18 protein-coding genes, 1 tRNA gene, 1 other RNA gene and 1 pseudogene are annotated in these 23,544 nt (G+C 35.1%); 17 read left to right on the top strand and 4 right to left on the bottom strand.

The window, feature by feature from the left end:
• Positions 1-167: 167 nt before the first annotated feature.
• From NST10_RS07900 to aaa, 4 genes are all read left to right on the top strand, one after another.
• Complete coding sequence (locus NST10_RS07900; RefSeq protein ID WP_000569267.1) at positions 168-1,193, top strand: methionine ABC transporter ATP-binding protein; 1,026 nt, start codon at positions 168-170, stop codon at positions 1,191-1,193.
• 3 nt (positions 1,194-1,196) lie between these two features.
• Positions 1,197-1,856, top strand: a complete 660-nt coding sequence (locus NST10_RS07895) for a methionine ABC transporter permease (protein WP_000467992.1) — start codon at positions 1,197-1,199, stop codon at positions 1,854-1,856.
• Positions 1,857-1,892: 36 nt separating this feature from the next.
• Complete coding sequence (gmpC, locus tag NST10_RS07890; protein WP_000825534.1) at positions 1,893-2,735, top strand: dipeptide ABC transporter glycylmethionine-binding lipoprotein; 843 nt, start codon at positions 1,893-1,895, stop codon at positions 2,733-2,735.
• 333 nt (positions 2,736-3,068) lie between these two features.
• On the top strand, positions 3,069-4,073 hold the full coding sequence (gene aaa, locus NST10_RS07885) for an autolysin/adhesin Aaa (protein WP_001170274.1): 1,005 nt from the start codon (positions 3,069-3,071) through the stop codon (positions 4,071-4,073).
• A 186-nt stretch (positions 4,074-4,259) separates the two neighbouring features.
• On the opposite strand, the gene NST10_RS07880 is transcribed toward aaa, so the two are convergent.
• The gene (locus NST10_RS07880) at positions 4,260-4,529 is read right to left on the bottom strand and encodes a hypothetical protein (RefSeq protein WP_001129473.1); all 270 of its coding nucleotides are present in this window, start codon (positions 4,527-4,529) and stop codon (positions 4,260-4,262) included.
• Between the two features lie 149 nt (positions 4,530-4,678).
• Here NST10_RS07880 and NST10_RS07875 point away from each other — a divergent pair, with 149 nt between their 5' ends.
• Positions 4,679-5,074: an NUDIX domain-containing protein gene (locus NST10_RS07875; protein ID WP_000588518.1), complete on the top strand. Its 396-nt coding sequence runs from the start codon at positions 4,679-4,681 to the stop codon at positions 5,072-5,074.
• Positions 5,064-5,549 (top strand): GNAT family N-acetyltransferase, encoded by a 486-nt coding sequence (locus tag NST10_RS07870; protein ID WP_001793733.1) that lies wholly within the window; start codon positions 5,064-5,066, stop codon positions 5,547-5,549. The genes NST10_RS07875 and NST10_RS07870 overlap by 11 nt, the downstream gene beginning before the upstream one ends.
• A gap of 168 nt (positions 5,550-5,717) precedes the next feature.
• On the opposite strand, the gene NST10_RS07865 is transcribed toward NST10_RS07870, so the two are convergent.
• From NST10_RS07865 to NST10_RS07855, 3 genes are all read right to left on the bottom strand, one after another.
• Positions 5,718-6,500 (bottom strand): YibE/F family protein, encoded by a 783-nt coding sequence (locus NST10_RS07865; RefSeq protein WP_000994677.1) that lies wholly within the window; start codon positions 6,498-6,500, stop codon positions 5,718-5,720.
• The gene (locus tag NST10_RS07860) at positions 6,497-7,615 is read right to left on the bottom strand and encodes a YibE/F family protein (protein WP_001794550.1); all 1,119 of its coding nucleotides are present in this window, start codon (positions 7,613-7,615) and stop codon (positions 6,497-6,499) included. Before NST10_RS07860 ends, NST10_RS07865 begins: the two co-directional genes overlap by 4 nt.
• Positions 7,616-7,729: 114 nt before the next feature.
• The gene (locus tag NST10_RS07855) at positions 7,730-8,614 is read right to left on the bottom strand and encodes a LysR family transcriptional regulator (RefSeq protein ID WP_000403921.1); all 885 of its coding nucleotides are present in this window, start codon (positions 8,612-8,614) and stop codon (positions 7,730-7,732) included.
• 180 nt (positions 8,615-8,794) lie between these two features.
• Between NST10_RS07855 and gltB the strand changes: the two genes are divergently transcribed.
• The 11 genes and pseudogenes from gltB to dnaX all read left to right on the top strand — a co-directional run bounded on the left by gltB (position 8,795) and on the right by dnaX (position 23,482).
• A complete protein-coding gene (gene gltB / locus NST10_RS07850) occupies positions 8,795-13,294 on the top strand; it encodes a glutamate synthase large subunit (RefSeq protein ID WP_000551353.1) in 4,500 nt (1,499 codons plus the stop codon).
• Positions 13,295-13,311: 17 nt separating this feature from the next.
• Positions 13,312-14,775 (top strand): glutamate synthase subunit beta, encoded by a 1,464-nt coding sequence (locus tag NST10_RS07845; protein ID WP_000503579.1) that lies wholly within the window; start codon positions 13,312-13,314, stop codon positions 14,773-14,775.
• Between the two features lie 272 nt (positions 14,776-15,047).
• Positions 15,048-15,140 (top strand) — tRNA-Ser (locus tag NST10_RS07840).
• Between the two features lie 452 nt (positions 15,141-15,592).
• A pseudogene (gene treP, locus NST10_RS07835) lies at positions 15,593-16,903 on the top strand (PTS system trehalose-specific EIIBC component); the annotation flags it as partial.
• A gap of 108 nt (positions 16,904-17,011) precedes the next feature.
• A complete protein-coding gene (locus NST10_RS07830; protein ID WP_000121211.1) occupies positions 17,012-17,959 on the top strand; it encodes an IS30-like element ISSau1 family transposase in 948 nt (315 codons plus the stop codon).
• 198 nt (positions 17,960-18,157) lie between these two features.
• Positions 18,158-19,798 (top strand): alpha,alpha-phosphotrehalase, encoded by a 1,641-nt coding sequence (gene treC / locus NST10_RS07825; protein ID WP_339209324.1) that lies wholly within the window; start codon positions 18,158-18,160, stop codon positions 19,796-19,798.
• Between the two features lie 24 nt (positions 19,799-19,822).
• The gene (gene treR, locus NST10_RS07820; RefSeq protein ID WP_001118676.1) at positions 19,823-20,551 is read left to right on the top strand and encodes a trehalose operon repressor; all 729 of its coding nucleotides are present in this window, start codon (positions 19,823-19,825) and stop codon (positions 20,549-20,551) included.
• 61 nt (positions 20,552-20,612) lie between these two features.
• An RNA gene (ffs, locus tag NST10_RS07815) (signal recognition particle sRNA large type) lies at positions 20,613-20,882 on the top strand.
• Between the two features lie 69 nt (positions 20,883-20,951).
• On the top strand, positions 20,952-21,053 hold the full coding sequence (locus tag NST10_RS07810; RefSeq protein ID WP_001791573.1) for a hypothetical protein: 102 nt from the start codon (positions 20,952-20,954) through the stop codon (positions 21,051-21,053).
• A 138-nt stretch (positions 21,054-21,191) separates the two neighbouring features.
• Positions 21,192-21,716: an N-acetyltransferase gene (locus NST10_RS07805; protein ID WP_001167834.1), complete on the top strand. Its 525-nt coding sequence runs from the start codon at positions 21,192-21,194 to the stop codon at positions 21,714-21,716.
• Positions 21,717-21,784: 68 nt separating this feature from the next.
• On the top strand, positions 21,785-23,482 hold the full coding sequence (gene dnaX / locus NST10_RS07800) for a DNA polymerase III subunit gamma/tau (protein ID WP_001109044.1): 1,698 nt from the start codon (positions 21,785-21,787) through the stop codon (positions 23,480-23,482).
• Positions 23,483-23,544 lie beyond the last annotated feature (62 nt).

Genomic DNA, 23,544 nt, shown 5'->3' with positions numbered 1-23,544 from the left:
CATTTAATTTGATAAATGTCATAGTAGTCTCACAATTCGTCATTGTCACAAGGTATTATTTTTTAATTTTTTAGAAAATTCGGCAAATTGTATTGACGATATATGCAATTTTACATATAATGCTCTTATTCCTAGTGGATTAATAAGAATTTGTAGGAGGGGCGATGATGATTGAGTTTCGACAAGTTAGTAAATCATTTCATAAGAAAAAGCAAACAATAGATGCTTTGAAGGACGTATCATTTACGGTCAATCGCAATGATATTTTTGGTGTGATTGGATATAGTGGTGCAGGAAAAAGTACGTTGGTAAGACTCGTGAATCATCTTGAAGCTGCCTCGAATGGACAAGTGATTGTAGATGGACATGATATTACGAATTATAGCGATAAAATGATGAGGGATATTAAGAAAGATATCGGTATGATATTTCAGCATTTTAATTTACTAAATTCAGCTACGGTATTTAAAAATGTAGCTATGCCGCTCATTTTAAGTAAGAAAAGCAAAACAGAAATTAAGCAACGAGTAACGGAAATGCTTGAATTTGTAGGATTGAGTGATAAAAAAGACCAATTTCCTGATGAATTATCTGGTGGTCAGAAGCAAAGGGTGGCTATTGCAAGAGCGCTTGTTACTAATCCGAAAATACTCCTATGCGATGAAGCAACAAGCGCATTGGATCCAGCAACGACTGCTTCGATATTGACGTTATTAAAGAATGTCAATCAAACCTTTGGCATTACAATTATGATGATTACACATGAAATGCGCGTTATTAAAGACATTTGTAATCGTGTTGCTGTAATGGAAAAGGGGCAAGTGGTTGAAACAGGAACTGTTAAAGAGGTGTTTAGTCATCCTAAAACGACGATTGCTCAAAATTTTGTGTCTACAGTTATACAGACTGAGCCAAGTCCATCATTGATTCGTCGATTGAATGACAAACAAGTTGGCGATTTTAAAGATTATAAAATCTTCGTCGAGGAAACTCAGATGACACAACCGATTATAAATGACTTGATTCAAATTTGTGGCAGAGAGGTTAAAATTTTATTTTCATCCATGTCAGAAATACAAGGTAACACCGTATGTTATATGTGGCTTCGATTTAATATGGATCAACAATTTGATGGCACGGCAATAAATCAATATTTCAAAGAGAAAAATATTCAATTTGAGGAGGTGCATTAACATATGTTTGGTTCTGATTTAGACAGTGCACAGTTATTACAAGCATTATACGAAACACTATATATGGTATCTATTGCTTTATTTTTAGGAGCAGTGATTGGTATTCCATTAGGTGTCTTATTGGTAATTACTCGAAAACAAGGCATATGGCCCAATATAGTGATACATCAAGTTTTAAATCCTATAATCAATATTTTAAGGTCACTACCATTTATTATTTTGTTGATTGCGATTGTGCCATTCACAAAATTAGTAGTAGGTACTTCCATTGGTACGACTGCTGCCATCGTGCCTTTAACAGTATATGTGGCACCTTACATTGCAAGACTTGTTGAAAACTCATTATTGGAAGTAGACGAGGGGATTATTGAAGCGGCGAAAGCGATGGGCGCTTCACCACTACAGATCATTAGATATTTTTTAATTCCTGAAGCGTTAGGTTCATTAGTATTAGCAATTACCACTGCGATTATTGGACTTATTGGAAGTACGGCGATGGCAGGCGCTGTTGGCGGTGGTGGTATAGGAGACTTAGCTTTAGTGTATGGTTATCAAAGATTTGATACGACGGTCATTATTATTACCGTTATTGTATTAGTCGTTATTGTCCAAGTGATTCAAACGCTAGGGAATGTCCTAGCTAGATTCATACGTAGACATTGATGATATATAGTGAAGATTTTGAAAGGAATTGATAGAATGAAAAGATTGATTGGGTTAGTTATCGTAGCACTTGTATTATTAGCAGCGTGTGGTAGTAACAATGATAAAAAAGTAACAATTGGTGTCGCGTCAAATGACACTAAGGCTTGGGAGAAGGTTAAAGAATTAGCTAAAAAAGATGATATTGATGTGGAGATTAAGCACTTCTCCGATTACAATTTACCGAATAAAGCATTAAACGATGGTGATATTGATATGAATGCATTCCAACATTTTGCATTTTTAGATCAATATAAAAAGGCGCATAAAGGAACAAAGATTTCAGCATTAAGTACAACAGTTTTGGCACCGTTGGGCGTTTACTCAGATAAAATTAAAGATGTCAAAAAGGTTAAAGATGGTGCTAAAGTTGTCATTCCAAATGATGTGTCAAACCAAGCACGTGCACTTAAACTATTAGAAGCAGCTGGTTTAATAAAACTGAAAAAAGATTTCGGATTAGCAGGTACAGTGAAAGATATAACGTCAAATCCAAAACATTTAAAAATTACTGCAGTAGATGCACAACAAACTGCACGTGCTTTATCTGATGTCGATATTGCAGTTATTAATAACGGTGTAGCAACTAAAGCTGGGAAAGATCCAAAAAATGATCCGATTTTCTTGGAAAAATCAGATTCAGATGCTGTAAAGCCATATATTAATATTGTTGCAGTTAACGACAAAGACTTGGATAACAAAACATATGCTAAAATCGTAGAATTGTATCATTCAAAAGAAGCTCAAAAAGCGTTGCAGGAAGATGTCAAAGATGGAGAGAAACCTGTTAATTTATCTAAAGATGAGATTAAGGCAATAGAAACGTCATTAGCAAAATAAATTATATTACGTCCTACAAGCATAGTTCATGCTTAAGTTTGTAGGGCGTTTTTGTTTGCCTATAAAAATGTTTCAAAAGACAGAAAGGGATTGTAATCATTTTATAGTGAAATATTATGAAATTGTAATAATTTAGATATTGTAAAATCTAATAAGTTGTAATAATTTTAAGAGGTAATTATAAAATTTGATGACACAGTATATGATTTTTTTGTAATCATAATGTCATCAAACATCAACCTATTATACATAATTAAATCGTATAATGATGTAGTATTCATAAATTCGGATAAAAAGAATGTTAGGAAAGTTATGCAAGAGGAGGATTTTAAAGTGCAAAAAAAAGTAATTGCAGCTATTATTGGGACAAGCGCGATTAGCGCTGTTGCGGCAACTCAAGCAAATGCGGCTACAACTCACACAGTAAAACCGGGTGAATCAGTGTGGGCAATTTCAAATAAGTATGGGATTTCGATTGCTAAATTAAAGTCATTAAACAATTTAACATCTAATCTAATTTTCCCAAATCAAGTATTAAAAGTATCTGGCTCAAGTAATTCTACGAGCAATAGTAGCCGTCCATCAACAAATTCAGGTGGCGGATCATACTACACAGTACAAGCAGGCGACTCATTATCATTAATTGCATCTAAATATGGTACAACTTACCAAAACATTATGCGACTTAATGGTTTAAATAATTTCTTTATTTATCCAGGTCAAAAATTAAAAGTATCAGGTACTGCAAGCTCAAGTAATTCTACGAGCAATAGTAGCCGTCCATCAACGAATTCAAGCGGTGGATCATATTACACAGTACAAGCAGGTGACTCATTGTCATTAATCGCTTCAAAATATGGTACAACATATCAAAACATTATGAGACTTAATGGCTTAAATAATTTCTTTATTTATCCGGGTCAAAAATTGAAAGTAACTGGTAATGCATCTACGAACTCAGGATCTACTACAACGACAAATAGAGGTTACAATACACCAGTATTCAATCACCAAAACTTATATACATGGGGTCAATGTACATATCATGTATTTAATCGTCGTGCTGAAATTGGTAAAGGTATTAGCACTTATTGGTGGAATGCAAATAACTGGGATAACGCAGCGGCTGCAGATGGTTACACAATTGACAATAGACCTACTGTAGGTTCAATCGCTCAAACAGATGTAGGTTATTATGGTCATGTTATGTTTGTAGAACGCGTAAATAACGATGGTAGTATTTTAGTTTCAGAAATGAACTATTCAGCTGCACCAGGTATTTTAACTTACAGAACGGTACCAGCTTACCAAGTAAATAATTATAGATATATTCACTAAAGTCTTACGTATATAAATATATATAATGAATTCCTATTACATTTCACAAGCTGAAAAGTTGGATTTAATCCTAAACTTTATGGCGTGACTATCAAAGTCGTGATTATTGTAATAGGAATTTTTGTATAAGAAAAAGGATTGATCGAATGAACGTCATGCTCTATGTTCGACCAATCCTTTTCTGATTTAGTATTCATGCTTTACTTTGCGAATGCTTGTAAATAATCTAGCACCGTTTGTTATTAAAGTAACAACTGCCACTGCTTTTTTGAACTTGCGTGGTGACTTAATTGAAATGTAAAAGTCTAACACGGTTCCTACAGTGCTTAAACCTAATGAAAGATATACTAATTTTTTATTTTTAGCATGATATTTATAGCCATTGTAGCCGTCGACTATGAAACCTGCGACATTTAGTAAACTTGATAAACGTTGTGATTTGGAACGTTTTGCCATAATAATAATTCCCCCTAGTATCTTCTGTTTATATGGAATAATTGGGTGCGCTGAATTGCTAACGTTTTGCGCTATAACTACTCATATATGATAACATAATTGTACAGTATAATTTGAAAAATTGATTTCACAAAGTTGGGGTGTCAAAGATGATTAAATGTGTCTGTTTAGTAGAAGAAACAGCTGATAAAATATTGCTTGTTCAAGTAAGGAATCGCGAAAAGTATTATTTCCCAGGTGGTAAAATAGAAGAAGGTGAATCACCAGTACACGCGCTGTTAAGAGAAGTAAAAGAAGAATTAAATTTAACATTAACAATGGATGAAATTGAATATATCGGGACAATTGTAGGTCCTGCATATCCACAACAGGATATGTTAACTGAGTTAAATGGATTTCGCGCATTAACCAAAATCGATTGGGAAAACGTAACTATCAATAATGAAATTACGGATATACGCTGGATTGATAAAGATAATGATGCGTTGATTGCGCCTGCTGTCAAAGTTTGGATTGAAACGTATGATGGTAAACATGACAAATAATGACACCATCATGTTACGACATTATGTCCCACAAGATTATTCGATGTTAGAAGCTTTTCAATTAAGTGAAAGTGATTTGAAGTTTGTTAAAACGCCAGAGGAAAATATTACAGCTGCAATGTCTGATAATGAAAGGTATCCCATCGTTGTAATGGATGGCAGGCAATGTGTGGCCTTTTTTACATTACATCGTGGAAAAGGTGTCGCACCATTTAGCGATAACCAAGATGCAGTATTTTTCAGGTCATTTAGTGTTGATCAACGTTATCGTAAAAGAGGAATAGGTAAAGTGGTAATGGAAAAATTGGCGTCATTTATCACTTCAACATTTCAGGATATTAATGAGATTGTGTTAACGGTTAATACTGACAATCCACATGCCATGGCACTTTATCGCCAACAAGGATATCAATATATGGGAGATAGTATGTTCGTCGGAAGACCTGTTCATATTATGGCGCTAACTATAAAATAAATTAAATTTAAAAGCATCTTTACTCATCGTCGACCACAACAATTAATGATGAATAAAGGTGCTTTTTGTTATAGACCACCGGACAATTTACTATAGTAAAAAGCGACCTAGGGAACAATTGACATATATCCACAGGTCACTTACCTTAAGTTATATTGCTAGTTGCGATTAATTGATAGACTCATCATTTTTGCGCTGTCGAGATGGTCTTTTTATTAAAAATGCCGTAATCCAAGCCGTAATCGGAATACTGATTGCAACGGCAATACCGCCTAAAATAATAGAAATAAATTCTTGGGCAAATATTTTCGAGTTTATAATATGACCAAATGAATATTTAAGTTTGAAAAACCAAATAAATAAAGCAAGTTGGCCACCAAAAAAGGCAAGGTAAATCGTGTTCGCAGATGTCGCTAAAATTTCTCTACCAACACGCATGCCAGATTGGAATAATTCGTATTGCGTAAGTGTTGGATTCACTTGATGCAATTCATAAATGGGTGAACTAATGGTAATCGTTAAATCTATCACAGCTGCAATAACAGCAAGAATAATAGTGAACACCATAAATTGAATCATATCAATGCCAATATTCATTGAATACACATATGTTTCATCTTGTTGTTCGGTTGAAAAGCCTTGTAGATGACCGAAGTAGACCGATAAATAAATGAGTGTAATCAACAATATTGTTGTAACGATAGTGCTGATAAATGCAGCTTGTGTTTTAACATTGTAACTATTGAGTACGAATAAATTACAAGCGCCAATAATAATGCAGAAAAAGAATGTGACGACATAAATCGGTACGCCAAAAATAATCAATACAATACTAATAATTAAAATAGCGAAATTTAAAAATAGGGTTAAATAAGAGATGAATCCCTTTTTACCTCCGAAAATTATCATCAGAAAGAGGAGCAATAACGCCAATATAAATACAGCATTCATTGTTTCGCCCTCCTTAATGTTTCAAATATTTCCATAAACAATATTGTGATAGGAATTGTAAGTACGATACCTATACCGCCTGTTAGTGCGCGCGCAATTTCTAACGACCAATTCATCGAAATAGTATAAGTCACTGTATTGGCATTTTTTAAAAAGATTAAAAACATAGGTAGTGCACCGGATAAATATGAGAATAATAAGATGTTAGTCATTGTTCCCATAATATCTTGGCCTATGTTTCGCCCAGCAAGCGCCCATCTCCTCATTGAAATGTGCGGCGTACGCTGTAAAATTTCATGCATACCACTAGCAATTGTAATTGCAACATCCATAATAGCGCCAAGTGAACCTATTAACACTGAGGCTAGGAAGATATCTTTCGGTGGTAATGATAAAAAGTTCATCGTTTCATATTTAATGCCTTTACCATCTGTCATATATATGATTAATTCTGTTAAACCTATACTCAAAAAAGTTCCGATAATTGTACTGGCTATGGTAATGAGTGTACGCATATGCCAGCCTGTAACGAGCAATAAAGTGAGTATTGTTGAACAGATCATGGCAATGGTCATGAGTAAGAATAAATTAATATTGCTATGTTGAATATGAATGTAAATTGCGATTAATATGGCAATAGAATTCAAGATTAACGATAAAATCGATTGCAGTCCGACTTTGCGACCAACCAATAATACAGTTAATAAGAACAAACCAGTGATGATAACCGTTAAGGTATCACGCTTCTTTTCTATAATATAAGCATCACTCGGCTTGTTAGAAATATGTAATAATACTTTTTCGTGTGTGCGAAATGCCTCAGAATCTGCTTGCGATTTGACGTACTGATGATTAATCGTCGTCGTTTCTCCAGCAAATTGACCATTTAATATTTTGACTTTTAATTGATTTTTATATTTAATATCACGATTATTTTGTGCATCTTTTGTAGGTGTCGAAGAAACATGTTTGACATCTATAATTTGACCAATTGGTTTGTTGTAAAAGTTCTCATTATTGAATGTGAATAAAATAGCACCAATGAATGCGATGCAGAACAAACCTAAAATTATATTAAATGGCTTTGTAAATAAATTTCTATATTTCAAAAACAAAACCCCAATTCTATGAATGAATTAATATGGTGATTATACGCCCTTAATTTTTTATTTTCAAAGATATTACTGTGAAATGTATAACGAAAATCATCATTGATAGAGTCGAATGGCTTAATGGAATGTAGACGTTTTAGTCATTAATTGTTGAATGAGTGTTAATAAGATACCAATATCACTCTTCGTATAAGGTTCTTTCGTAATAGCACATATCGTTCTTTTTAATTCAGTATGGTCTAATTTTATATCTATACATGATTTAGATTCTGGTAAATGTATATTTTGTGATGAAATGATGTAACCTTCTTTTTGACGAAGGAGATACTGCGCAAGTGGTTGGCTACTGATTGTGTATACATCTGATTTAGTAATCTTACGCAATTGTTTTTTTACAGATTCGGCAAATGGTCCCAAGCAATAAATATGACTATGCTCAAACTGAATTAATGGTGGGTGTGTCGCCATCGTGATTGGATCGTCTGAAGGCGCATATAAATGATAGTGCTCTTCGAATAAAGGTAGCATATGTAATTGTTTGTGTTTACGTATTTCTGGTGTAAGTTCCGTGAAACCAATGTCTATATTTCCATTTAATACGCTATTTATAATTGTGTCATGTTCTAATAAATTAGGGATGACATGTGTATCATTTTGTAAATGAAACGTTTGGATAAGTGGTAGTAACATGTGGGATACGTCACTCTCATTATAGCCAATGTAGATGCTTTTATTTTTAGTTAATCCATGACTTTGAAATTGTTCAATCGTGCTATCTAAATGTTCAATAATACGCAGAGCTTCATTAAATAATAATTTCCCTTCAGATGTGAGCGTAATATTACGTCCTTGCTTTTTAAATAATGACACATTAAGTTCTTGTTCTAATAATGTAATTTGACGGCTTATCGCTGATTGAGCAATGTTTAGTTCAAGTGCTGTTTCGGAGATATGTTCTCTTTTAGCGACCTCGATAAAATATCTTAATTGTTTAATTTCCATAGCGATATAGGCACCTCCAAAAATGAGTGTTTTGTAACTATTATAGCAATATTATTGATAAATGTTCTATTTTTTAGATGAATATCTTCTATTTTATATATTGAACAGATAAATTTTTTAGATTATAGTAATTATCATTAATAACTAATATCAGAATATTCTAAAAAAGGGGTGTGCATCATGCACAATGAGAAATTAATTAAAGGCTTATATGACTATCGTGAGGAACATGATGCGTGTGGTATTGGTTTTTATGCGAATATGGACAATAAAAGGTCTCACGACATCATTGATAAATCGCTTGAAATGTTGCGACGTTTAGATCACAGGGGCGGGGTCGGCGCAGATGGCATCACTGGTGATGGCGCAGGTATTATGACTGAAATACCTTTTGCATTTTTCAAACAACATGTAACGGACTTTGATATCCCAGGTGAAGGTGAATATGCCGTGGGGTTATTTTTTTCCAAAGAACGCATTTTAGGTTCTGAACATGAAGTAGTTTTTAAAAAATATTTTGAAGGCGAAGGGTTATCAATTCTTGGTTATCGTAATGTACCAGTTAATAAAGATGCCATTGCTAAACATGTAGCAGATACGATGCCAGTCATTCAACAAGTGTTTATTGATATTAGGGACATTGAAGATGTTGAAAAGCATTTGTTTTTAGCGAGAAAACAATTAGAGTTCTATTCGACTCAGTGCGATTTAGAATTGTATTTTACGAGCTTATCACGCAAAACAATTGTATATAAAGGTTGGTTACGATCAGACCAAATTAAAAAATTCTATACAGATTTATCGGATGATTTATATCAATCAAAGCTAGGGTTAGTGCATTCGAGATTTAGTACGAATACATTCCCGAGTTGGAAAAGGGCGCATCCTAACCGTATGTTAATGCATAATGGTGAGATTAACACGATTAAAGGTAATGTGAACTGGATGCGAGCACGTCAACATAAATTAATCGAAACATTATTTGGTGAGGATCAACATAAAGTGTTTCAAATTGTCGATGAGGATGGTAGTGACTCTGCTATTGTAGATAATGCGCTAGAGTTCTTATCGTTAGCCATGGAGCCAGAAAAGGCAGCGATGCTACTCATACCTGAACCTTGGTTATATAATGAAGCGAATGATGCAAATGTACGTGCGTTTTATGAATTTTATAGTTATTTAATGGAGCCGTGGGATGGTCCTACAATGATTTCGTTCTGTAACGGTGACAAACTTGGCGCGCTTACAGATAGAAATGGATTACGTCCAGGTCGTTATACGATTACTAAAGATAACTTTATTGTCTTTTCATCTGAAGTGGGTGTTGTGGACGTACCTGAAAGTAATGTTGCTTTTAAAGGTCAATTGAATCCTGGAAAGTTATTGCTTGTTGATTTTAAACAGAATAAAGTCATTGAAAATAATGATTTAAAAGGTGCGATTGCCGGAGAATTACCATATAAAGCGTGGATTGATAACCATAAAGTTGATTTTGATTTTGAAAATATACAGTATCAAGATTCGCAATGGAAAGATGAGACGTTATTTAAATTACAACGTCAATTTGCATACACGAAAGAAGAGATTCATAAGTATATTCAGGAACTTGTAGAAGGTAAGAAGGATCCTATCGGTGCAATGGGATATGATGCGCCAATTGCAGTGTTGAACGAGCGACCAGAATCACTATTTAATTACTTTAAACAGCTGTTTGCACAAGTTACGAATCCACCAATTGATGCGTATCGTGAAAAAATCGTAACGAGTGAACTTTCTTATTTAGGTGGCGAAGGTAACTTACTAGCACCTGACGAAACGGTTTTAGATCGTATTCAATTGAAAAGACCGGTATTGAATGAATCACACTTAGCAGCGATTGATCAGGAGCATTTTAAATTAACATATTTATCAACGGTATATGAAGGGAATTTGGAAGATGCGTTAGAAGTATTAGGCCGAGAAGCAGTGGATGCTGTAAAGCAAGGCGCTCAAATTCTAGTGTTAGATGATAGTGGATTAGTTGATGGCAATGGCTTTGCAATGCCGATGTTACTCGCAATAAGTCATGTGCATCAATTACTTATTAAAGCAGATTTACGTATGTCTACAAGTTTAGTCGCTAAATCTGGTGAGACACGAGAAGTGCATCATGTTGCTTGTTTACTCGCATATGGAGCGAATGCAATTGTGCCATACCTAGCGCAACGTACAGTTGAACAACTGACATTGACAGAAGGGTTACAAGGCACCGTTGTCGATAATGTTAAGACATATACGGATGTATTGTCGGAAGGTGTTATTAAAGTAATGGCGAAGATGGGAATTTCGACAGTGCAAAGTTATCAAGGTGCACAAATATTTGAAGCGATTGGCTTGTCTCATGATGTGATTGATCGTTATTTTACTGGAACACAGTCTAAGTTATCTGGTATTTCGATTGATCAAATTGATGCTGAAAATAAAGAACGTCAACAAAGTGATGATAATTATCTTGCATCAGGTAGTACATTCCAATGGAGACAACAAGGTCAACATCATGCTTTTAATCCGGAATCTATTTTCTTATTGCAGCACGCATGTAAAGAAAATGACTATGCGCAATTTAAAGCATACTCTGAAGCGGTAAACAAAAATAGAACAGATCACATTAGACATTTACTTGAATTTAAAGCATGTACACCGATTGACATCGACCAAGTTGAACCGGTAAGTGACATTGTCAAACGTTTTAATACAGGGGCGATGAGTTATGGATCGATTTCAGCGGAAGCACATGAAACGTTAGCACAAGCCATGAACCAATTAGGTGGAAAGAGTAATAGTGGTGAAGGTGGCGAAGATGCAAAACGTTATGAAGTACAAGTTGATGGAAGCAACAAAGTAAGTGCGATTAAACAAGTTGCTTCTGGACGTTTTGGTGTAACTAGTGATTATTTACAACATGCCAAAGAAATTCAAATTAAAGTTGCGCAAGGTGCAAAGCCTGGTGAAGGTGGTCAATTACCTGGTACTAAGGTATATCCGTGGATTGCGAAGACAAGAGGGTCAACGCCAGGTATCGGTCTGATTTCACCACCGCCACATCATGATATTTATTCAATAGAAGATTTAGCGCAACTGATACATGATTTGAAAAATGCGAATAAAGATGCAGATATCGCGGTAAAATTAGTTTCGAAAACAGGTGTTGGTACCATTGCATCTGGGGTGGCGAAAGCATTTGCAGATAAAATTGTCATCAGTGGTTACGATGGTGGTACAGGGGCTTCACCTAAAACGAGTATACAGCATGCCGGTGTTCCTTGGGAGATTGGTTTAGCAGAAACACATCAAACATTAAAACTAAATGACTTAAGAAGTCGTGTTAAGTTAGAAACAGACGGTAAGTTATTAACTGGTAAAGATGTAGCGTACGCATGTGCGCTTGGAGCGGAAGAATTTGGATTTGCAACTGCACCATTAGTGGTGTTGGGCTGTATTATGATGCGTGTATGCCATAAAGATACATGTCCAGTAGGAGTTGCAACTCAAAACAAAGATTTACGTGCTTTATATAGAGGTAAAGCACATCATGTTGTTAATTTTATGCATTTTATTGCACAAGAATTAAGAGAAATTTTAGCATCTTTAGGTTTGAAACGTGTAGAAGACTTAGTTGGAAGAACTGATTTATTACAACGATCATCAACATTAAAAGCGAATAGCAAAGCGGCTAGTATTGATGTTGAAAAACTGTTATGTCCTTTCGATGGGCCAAACACAAAAGAAATTCAACAAAATCATAATCTTGAGCATGGATTTGATTTAACAAATTTATATGAGGTAACGAAGCCATATATTGCTGAAGGGCGTCGCTATACAGGTAGCTTTACAGTAAATAATGAACAACGTGATGTAGGGGTTATTACAGGTAGTGAGATTTCGAAACAATATGGAGAAGCAGGACTTCCTGAAAATACAATTAATGTTTATACGAATGGTCATGCTGGTCAAAGTCTTGCAGCATATGCACCGAAAGGCTTAATGATTCATCATACTGGAGATGCGAATGACTATGTTGGTAAAGGATTATCTGGTGGTACGGTCATTGTCAAAGCACCTTTTGAAGAACGACAAAATGAAATTATTGCTGGTAACGTCTCATTCTATGGTGCGACAGGTGGTAAGGCATTTATTAACGGTAGTGCAGGAGAAAGATTCTGTATTAGAAATAGTGGTGTAGATGTTGTCGTTGAAGGTATCGGCGACCATGGATTAGAGTACATGACTGGTGGACATGTCATTAATTTAGGTGATGTAGGTAAGAACTTCGGTCAAGGTATGAGTGGTGGTATTGCTTACGTTATCCCGTCTGATGTAGAAGCTTTTGTTGAAAATAATCAACTAGATACGCTTTCGTTTACAAAGATTAAACACCAAGAAGAAAAAGCATTCATTAAGCAAATGCTGGAAGAACATGTGTCACATACGAATAGTACGAGAGCGATTCATGTGTTAAAACACTTTGATCGCATTGAAGATGTCGTCGTTAAAGTTATTCCTAAAGATTATCAATTAATGATGCAAAAAATTCATTTGCACAAATCATTACATGACAATGAAGATGAAGCGATGTTAGCTGCATTTTACGATGACAGTAAAACAATCGACGCTAAACATAAACCAGCCGTTGTGTATTAAGGAAAGGGGGAGATACGATGGGTGAATTTAAAGGATTTATGAAGTATGACAAACAGTACTTAGGTGAATTATCACTGGTAGACCGTTTGAAGCATCATAAAGCATATCAACAACGATTTACTAAAGAAGATGCCTCTATCCAAGGTGCGCGATGTATGGATTGTGGAACGCCGTTTTGTCAAACCGGACAACAGTATGGTAGGGAAACAATAGGTTGTCCAATTGGAAACTACATTCCTGAATGGAACGACTTTGTGTATCATCAAGATTTTAAAACTGCTTATGAACGCTTAAGCGAAACAAATAACTTTCCTGACTTTACAGGGCGTGTATGTCCTGCACCATGCGAAAGTGCTTGTGTGATGAAGATTAATAGAGAATCGATTGCGATTAAAGGTATTGAACGCACAATTATTGATGAAGCTTTTGAAAATGGTTGGGTAGCGCCGAAAGTTCCGAGTCGCCGTAGAGATGAAAAAGTGGCAATCGTTGGAAGCGGTCCAGCAGGATTAACTGCTGCTGAAGAACTTAATCTACTAGGATATCAAGTGACTATTTATGAACGTGCTAGAGAATCAGGCGGTTTATTAATGTATGGTATACCTAATATGAAGCTTGATAAAGATGTGGTTCGACGTCGTATTAAGTTAATGGAAGAAGCGGGCATTACTTTCGTTAATGGTGTTGAAGTAGGCGTTGATATTGATAAAGCAACGTTAGAATCTGAGTATGATGCCATTATATTATGTACTGGTGCACAAAAAGGTAGAGATTTACCTTTAGAAGGACGCATGGGTGATGGTATACATTTCGCTATGGATTATTTAACTGAACAAACGCAACTGTTAAATGGAGAAATTGATGATATAACAATAACTGCAAAAGATAAGAATGTCATTATCATTGGTGCTGGTGATACAGGGGCAGACTGTGTAGCGACAGCATTAAGAGAAAATTGTAAGTCGATTGTTCAATTTAATAAATATACGAAATTGCCAGAAGCAATTACGTTTACAGAAAATGCATCATGGCCTTTAGCAATGCCGGTGTTTAAAATGGACTATGCGCACCAAGAGTACGAAGCTAAGTTTGGTAAGGAACCACGTGCATATGGTGTTCAAACAATGCGTTACGATGTTGACGATAAAGGACATATACGTGGTTTGTATACTCAAATTTTAGAGCAAGGCGAAAATGGTATGGTCATGAAAGAAGGACCTGAAAGATTTTGGCCTGCTGACCTTGTATTATTATCAATCGGCTTCGAAGGTACAGAACCAACAGTACCGAATGCTTTTAACATTAAAACGGATAGAAATCGAATCGTGGCTGATGATACAAACTATCAAACTAATAATGAAAAAGTATTTGCTGCTGGAGATGCTAGACGTGGTCAAAGTTTAGTTGTATGGGCGATTAAAGAAGGTAGAGGCGTAGCGAAAGCAGTAGATCAGTATTTAGCGAGTAAAGTTTGTGTATAATCTTTGTGTGACAATGATGATGTTCGCGTTGACGTTGTATGGTGCTGAATTGAAAAGGAAGCGACTTAGTATCTATCAACGTCACATGCCATCTTTGTAACCTAAAAATAAAGGTTTGTAAGACAACTAATAGATTAATTATAAGTAGTGATTTTTTACATTCGTTTTATAGGTCAACTGTAGTGGAAGACAATGATTTGTGGTAATCATGTAATGCTTAAAAACAATATTGACTTTTACAGAACGTTCATATATGATAAATATTGTGTTTAGGAGGAATACCCAAGTCCGGCTGAAGGGATCGGTCTTGAAAACCGACAGGGGCTTAACGGCTCGCGGGGGTTCGAATCCCTCTTCCTCCGCCATCAATATTTATATTAAATACTATATATAATGAAGGTAAGTGCTCAAATTTTGAGTATTTACCTTTTTTATTTGTCTTTGAATGGGTCGTATTTTTGGCTATAGAAATGATAAGGCATTGAAATAGAAAGGACATTTGGCTTTTGAATGACACATGGCTGAATGTCTTTTTTATTTGGTGATGTACGTAGGAGTCTTTGCTTGGGCATGGAAATTACTATTTGGGTATGGGTATGATAATACAGCTTATTCTTTAACATAGTGTATGCGTTTGGAGGTTATGGATAATGCTATTGTAGCGAAAATTCATGCTATAAATGTAGTCGTAGCCATTTGATTTTCTTAAATATCTAAACTAGATAATTGTGAAATATTAAAATATTTTCATGAAAGCCTTTGCATAACTTGTCTAGACAAGTTATACTCTTTTTAAGACATTAAGGGAGTGAAGTTCATGGCTGTAAAAAGAGAAGATGTAAAAGCCATCGTTACCGCAATTGGGGGAAAGGATAATCTAGAAGCTGCAACACATTGTGTAACAAGATTGCGTTTAGTACTTAAAGATGAAAGTAAAGTTGATAAGGAAGCGTTAAGTAATAATGCTTTAGTTAAAGGGCAGTTCAAAGCAGACCATCAATATCAAATTGTCATTGGTCCAGGAACAGTCGATGAAGTGTATAAGCAGTTTATTGATGAAACAGGTGCTCAAGAAGCTTCTAAAGATGAAGCGAAAAAAGCAGCTGCGCAAAAAGGGAATCCAGTACAACGTTTGATTAAATTGTTGGGGGATATTTTTATACCAATATTACCTGCGATTGTGACAGCTGGTTTGTTAATGGGGATCAATAATTTACTTACAATGAAAGGATTATTTGGTCCGAAAGAACTCATTGTGATGTATCCACAAATAGCTGATATTTCAAATATGATAAACGTCATAGCAAACACGGCATTTATTTTCTTACCAGCATTAATTGGTTGGAGTAGTATGCGTGTATTTGGTGGTAGTCCGATTCTAGGTTTAGTCTTAGGTTTGATTTTAATGCACCCGCAATTAGTATCTCAGTATGATTTGGCAAAAGGTAATATTCCGACGTGGAATTTATTTGGCTTAGAGATTAAGCAGTTGAATTACCAAGGTCAAGTGTTGCCTGTTTTAATTGCAGTTTATGTTCTAGCTAAAATTGAAAAAGGATTAAATAAAGTTGTTCACGATTCGATAAAAATGTTGGTCGTTGGACCCGTAGCGCTTTTAGTTACTGGATTTTTAGCATTTATTATCATTGGACCAGTTGCATTATTGATTGGTACAGGTATTACATCTGGTGTTACATTTATATTCCAACATGCTGGTTGGTTAGGTGGCGCAATTTATGGTTTGCTATATGCACCGCTTGTAATTACTGGCTTGCATCATATGTTTTTAGCAGTAGATTTCCAATTAATGGGTAGCAGTTTAGGCGGTACATACTTATGGCCAATTGTTGCAATCTCAAATATTTGTCAAGGTTCAGCAGCATTTGGTGCATGGTTTGTCTATAAACGACGTAAAATGGTTAAAGAAGAAGGTTTAGCATTAACATCTTGTATTTCTGGTATGTTAGGTGTTACGGAGCCAGCCATGTTTGGTGTGAACTTACCTTTAAAATATCCATTTATCGCCGCAATATCAACGTCTTGTGTATTAGGGGCAATCGTTGGTATGAATAATGTACTTGGAAAAGTTGGTGTTGGTGGTGTACCGGCATTCATTTCAATTCGACGGATTGTAATATTAAGTGCAACACCTATAAAAATTCATAAAAAATGCCCATAATTGGCACTTTGTTGTAAGATGTTAATAACCACAAAAACACATACAAGGAGTGCCAACATGAGCTATAACCATCTTACACTAACTGAACGCGCACGTATAGAGGTTTTACGTCAAGAAAATTATTCTTTAAGATCTATTGCACGTAAATTAAAACGATCTGTATCTACTATCTCACGTGAAATTAGTAGGAATAATTTAAATCAGTCATATCAAGCTGAAACAGCTCAAAAAAATTATGAAACCAAAAGAAAACTTTGTGGTCGTCCTACTCGATTTACTCCAGAACTTGGTAATATCATTAAATATTATTTAAAATGCCACTGGTCTCCTGAACAAATCGTAGGTCGTCTATTACAAAACCAAATCTGTTTTAAAACCATCTATCGATGGATTAACTCTAATATGATTAATTTCGAACTTATTTCATGCCTTCGTCAAAAAGGAAAAAGACAGAAACCTAAAGAAACTAGAGGTAAGTTTAATATTGGCCGTCCTATTTCACAACGTCCTAAGGAAATAAAGAAACGTAATACATTCGGTCATTGGGAAGCTGACACAATTGTATCCAGCAGAGGCAAAAGTAAAGGGTGCATTGCTACTTTCGCAGAAAGAAAATCACGTTATTATTATTGTGTACTTATGCCTGATCGTTCCTCTAATTCTATGGAGACGGCAATTAATAACCTTATCAAACATCTACCTAAAGGTGCCGTTAAAACTATTACTGTCGATAGAGGGAAAGAGTTCTCTTGTTATCAAAATATTGAAAACCAATTTAATATTAATGTCTACTTCGCTGATCCATATTCCGCATGGCAAAGAGGTACAAATGAAAATACCAATGGTTTACTAAGAGAATTTTTCCCTAAGAAAACAGACTTAGCTAAAGTAAATCAAGAGCAACTTAACTATGCATTAGACTCAATTAATTATCGACCAAGAAAGTGTTTAAATTGGAAGTTTCCTTATGAAGTTTTATGTGATGAACTGTTGCACTTAAATTGACAAATCAACAATCAAAAAGAATTTTGGCATGTATATCTTGTTGTAACAGGAATTGCAATTGTTGTACCATGTATATTAACGATTGTGATGTCTAATTTTAGTAAACAAAAAGCAAAAGAAATTGTTGAAGATTAATAAAATAAAAAAGGGGCGTTCGTTATTTGGACGCCTTTTATTATGTTATAAGGTGGTCATCGTGTGTTGAAAGAAATAGATTGGAGAAAGTCAGTAGTATATCAAATATATCCTAAGTCATTTAATGATACGACAGGAAATGGTATAGGTGATATCAACGGTATTATAGAAAAATTAGATTATATCAAATTGTTAGGTGTTGATTATATTTGGTTAACACCAGTGTATGAATCGCCAATGAATGATAATGCTTATGATATAAGCAATTATTTAGAAATAAATGAGGACTTCGGTACGATGGATGATTTTGAAAGGTTAATTAATGTTGCGCATGAAAAAGGTATTAAAGTGATGTTAGATATTGTAATCAATCATACATCGACGGAGCATGAATGGTTTAAAGCGGCTCGTAAATCTAAAGACAATCCATATAGAGATTATTACTTTTTTAAAGCATCTGAAGATGGGCCTCCAACAAATTGGCATTCCAAATTCGGAGGTAATGCATGGAAGTATGATTCTGAGACAGATGAATATTATTTACATTTATTTGATGTCAGTCAAGCTGATTTAAATTGGGATAATCCGGAAGTACGTCAATCGTTATATCGCATTGTCAATCATTGGATAGACTTCGGCGTTGATGGTTTTCGATTTGATGTCATTAACTTAATTTCTAAAGGTGAATTTAAGGACTCTGACAAAATAGGTAAAGAATTTTATACGGATGGTCCTAGAGTGCATGAGTTTCTGCATGAATTAAATCGTCAAACGTTTGGTAACACTGACATGATGACTGTAGGAGAAATGTCTTCGACGACGATTGAAAATTGTATTAAGTATACACAGCCAGAACGCCAAGAATTGAATAGTGTTTTTAATTTTCATCATCTAAAGGTTGATTATGTTGATGGTGAAAAGTGGACAAATGCGAAGCTTGATTTTCATAAGTTAAAGGAAATTCTGATGCAATGGCAACGAGGTATTTATGACGGTGGCGGATGGAACGCGATTTTCTGGTGTAATCATGATCAGCCACGGGTAGTGTCTAGATTTGGTGATGATACGTCGGAAGAGATGAGGATACAAAGTGCTAAAATGTTAGCTATCGCACTGCATATGTTGCAAGGGACGCCATATATTTACCAAGGTGAAGAAATTGGTATGACGGACCCACATTTTACATCAATAGCACAATATCGTGATGTTGAATCGATTAATGCCTACCATCAGTTGTTAAGTGAAGGGCATGCTGAAGCGGATGTGTTAGCGATTTTAGGACAGAAGTCACGAGATAATTCGAGAACGCCTATGCAATGGAGTGATGATGTTAATGCTGGATTTACAGCTGGTAAGCCTTGGATTGATATTTCGGAAAATTATCATCAGGTCAACGTTAGACAAGCACTTCAGAATAAAGATTCTATTTTCTATACGTATCAAAAATTAATACAATTAAGACATACGCATGATATTATTACGTATGGAGACATTGTGCCACGTTTTATGGATCATGATCATTTATTTGTTTATGAACGTCATTATAAGAATCAACAATGGCTAGTAATTGCGAATTTCTCAGCATCGGCTGTTGATTTGCCAGAAGGATTGGCGTGCGAAGGTCGTGTTGTGATTCAAACTGGTACAGTGGAAAATAATACGATAAGCGGGTTTGGTGCAATTGTAATCGAAACAAACGCGTAAAATAAATTGAGTGGATGCGTTTATATGGCGAAACAAAAAAAGTTTATGAAGATTTATGAGGCGTTGAAAGAAGATATATTAAACGGGCAGATTCAATATGGTGAACAAATTCCGTCTGAACATGATTTGGTGCAATTGTACCAGTCATCTCGAGAGACCGTGCGTAAGGCATTAGATTTGTTGGCATTAGACGGCATGATTCAAAAGATTCATGGTAAAGGGTCACTTGTCATTTATCAAGAGGTTACAGAGTTTCCATTTTCTGAACTTGTTAGTTTTAAAGAAATGCAAGAAGAAATGGGTGTCGCATATTTAACTGAAGTTGTTGTGAATGAGGTTGTTGAAGCGCATGAAGTGCCAGAAGTTCAACATGCTTTAAACATCAATTCTAGTGAATCACTCATTCATATTGTTAGAACTCGTCGGCTTAACCAACATGTGAAGATTGTTGATGAAGATTATTTTCTAAAGTCGATTGTTTCAGACATAGGTAATGATGTTGCGAGTGATTCTATTTATGATTATTTGGAAAAGGTATTAAATCTTAATATTAGTTATTCAAGTAAGTCTATTACTTTTGAACCGTTTGATGAACAAGCATATCAATTGTTTGGTGATGTATCAGTGGCTTATTCAGCAACAGTTCGAAGTATTGTGTATTTAGAAAATACAATGCCGTTTCAATATAATATTTCAAAACATCTTGCAAATGAATTTAAATTTAATGACTTCTCAAGACGTCGTACAAAGTAAACAATGATATAAATGATTTATACTTGCAATTAACTATTAAAATATAGTAATATATATCTTGCCGTGCTAGGTGGGGAGGTAGCGGTTCCCTGTACTCGAAATCCGCTTTATGCGAGGCTTAAATCCTTTGTTGAGGCCGTATTTTTGCGAAGTCTGCCCAAAGCACGTAGTGTTTGAAGATTTCGGTCCTATGCAATATGAACCCATGAACCATGTCAGGTCCTGACGGAAGCAGCATTAAGTGGATCATCATATGTGCCGTAGGGTAGCCGAGATTTAGCTAACGACTTTGGTTACGTTCGTGAATTACGTTCGATGCTTAGGTGCACGGTTTTTTATTTTTAAAAATATTAAACCGATTATTAAGAGTTGAAAATATATAATTATAGAAGCTACTTTCTTGAAGACAATTCAGCGTATTATACGTGGAACATGTTTGTGGGAAGTAGCTTTTTTATATATGAAGTTTGATTCAAGTGGAATGGATGCGCAGTTTGAATGATTTTTTACGGATATAAAAAGTAAGAAGTTATTATTTGATGATAAAGAAATGATGGTGAAATGAGGGGGAGTACCTTACAATAGAATTATTAATGAGATACGTTATGATTATTGACAATCAAATGCCTACGGAGGACATATGCAAATATATTTAAGTACTTTAACAGAGTTAGATTATGATAAATCTTTAAATAGTATTGAAGAAAGTTTTGATGATAATCCTGAAACGAGTTGGCAAGCACGTGCGAAAGTAAAACATTTAAGAAAATCTCCTTGCTATAATTTTGAATTAGAAGTAATTGCGAAAAATGAAAATAACGATGTCGTTGGACACGTTTTATTAATTGAAGTAGAAATGAATAGTGATGATAAGACGTATTATGGTTTGGCGATTGCTTCTTTATCAGTCAACCCTGAATTGCGTGGACAAAAATTAGGTCGTGGCTTGGTTCAAGCAGTAGAAGAGCGTGCAAAAGCGCAAGAGTATAGTACGGTTGTTGTAGACCATTGTTTTGACTACTTTGAAAAGTTGGGTTATCAAAATGCTGCTGAGCATGACATTAAATTAGAATCTGGTGATGCACCGTTACTTGTAAAATATTTATGGGATAATTTGACGGATGCACCACACGGAATCGTAAAATTTCCAGAACATTTTTATTAATTGTTCATTTAAGAAGTAAAGGTATTATCATGCTATAATGAAAGGTAATTGTTTATGGAGGTGCTAACTTGAATTATCAAGCCTTATATCGTATGTACAGACCCCAAAGTTTCGAGGATGTCGTCGGACAAGAACATGTCACGAAGACATTGCGCAATGCGATTTCGAAAGAAAAACAGTCGCATGCATATATTTTTAGTGGTCCGAGAGGTACGGGGAAAACGAGTATTGCCAAAGTGTTTGCTAAAGCAATCAACTGTTTAAATAGCACTGATGGAGAACCTTGTAATGAATGTCATATTTGTAAAGGCATTACGCAGGGGACTAATTCAGATGTGATAGAAATTGATGCTGCTAGTAATAATGGCGTTGATGAAATAAGAAATATTAGAGACAAAGTTAAATATGCACCAAGTGAATCGAAATATAAAGTTTATATTATAGATGAGGTGCACATGCTAACAACAGGTGCTTTTAATGCCCTTTTAAAGACGTTAGAAGAACCTCCAGCACACGCTATTTTTATATTGGCAACGACAGAACCACATAAAATCCCTCCAACAATCATTTCTAGGGCACAACGTTTTGATTTTAAAGCAATTAGCCTAGATCAAATTGTTGAACGTTTAAAATTTGTAGCAGATGCACAACAAATTGAATGTGAAGATGAAGCCTTGGCATTTATCGCTAAAGCGTCTGAAGGGGGTATGCGTGATGCATTAAGTATTATGGATCAGGCTATTGCTTTCGGCGATGGCACATTGACATTACAAGATGCCCTAAATGTTACGGGTAGCGTTCATGATGAAGCGTTGGATCACTTGTTTGATGATATTGTACAAGGTGACGTACAAGCATCTTTTAAAAAATACCATCAGTTTATAACAGAAGGTAAAGAAGTGAATCGCCTAATAAATGATATGATTTATTTTGTCAGAGATACGATTATGAATAAAACATCTGAGAAAGATACTGAGTATCGAGCACTGATGAACTTAGAATTAGATATGTTATATCAAATGATTGATCTTATTAATGATACATTAGTGTCGATTCGTTTTAGTGTGAATCAAAACGTTCATTTTGAAGTATTGTTAGTAAAATTAGCTGAGCAGATTAAGGGTCAACCACAAGTGATTGCGAATGTAGCTGAACCAGCACAAATTGCTTCATCGCCAAACACAGATGTATTGTTGCAACGTATGGAACAGTTAGAGCAAGAACTAAAAACACTAAAAGCACAAGGAGTGAGTGTTGCTCCTACTCAAAAATCTTCGAAAAAGCCTGCGAGAGGTATACAAAAATCTAAAAATGCATTTTCAATGCAACAAATTGCAAAAGTGCTAGATAAAGCGAATAAGGCAGATATCAAATTGTTGAAAGATCATTGGCAAGAAGTGATTGACCATGCCAAAAACAATGATAAAAAATCACTCGTTAGTTTATTGCAAAATTCGGAACCTGTGGCGGCAAGTGAAGATCACGTACTTGTGAAATTTGAGGAAGAGATCCATTGTGAAATCGTCAATAAAGACGACGAGAAACGTAGTAGTATAGAAAGTGTTGTATGTAATATCGTTAATAAAAACGTTAAAGTTGTTGGTGTACCATCAGATCAATGGCAAAGAGTTCGAACGGAGTATTTACAAAATCGTAAAAACGAAGGCGATGATATGCCAAAGCAACAAGCACAACAAACAGATATTGCTCAAAAAGCAAAAGATCTTTTCGGTGAAGAAACTGTACATGTGATAGATGAAGAGTGATACATGACAAGCGATATAATCGTATGTATAATGAAAGAAACATCATTTTATTGATAAATATT

Source organism: Staphylococcus sp. FSL W8-0305, assembly GCF_037966415.1.
In the GTDB taxonomy this organism is placed as follows: Bacteria; Bacillota; Bacilli; order Staphylococcales; family Staphylococcaceae; genus Staphylococcus; species Staphylococcus aureus.
This window is presented reverse-complemented; position numbering and strand designations above follow the sequence as displayed.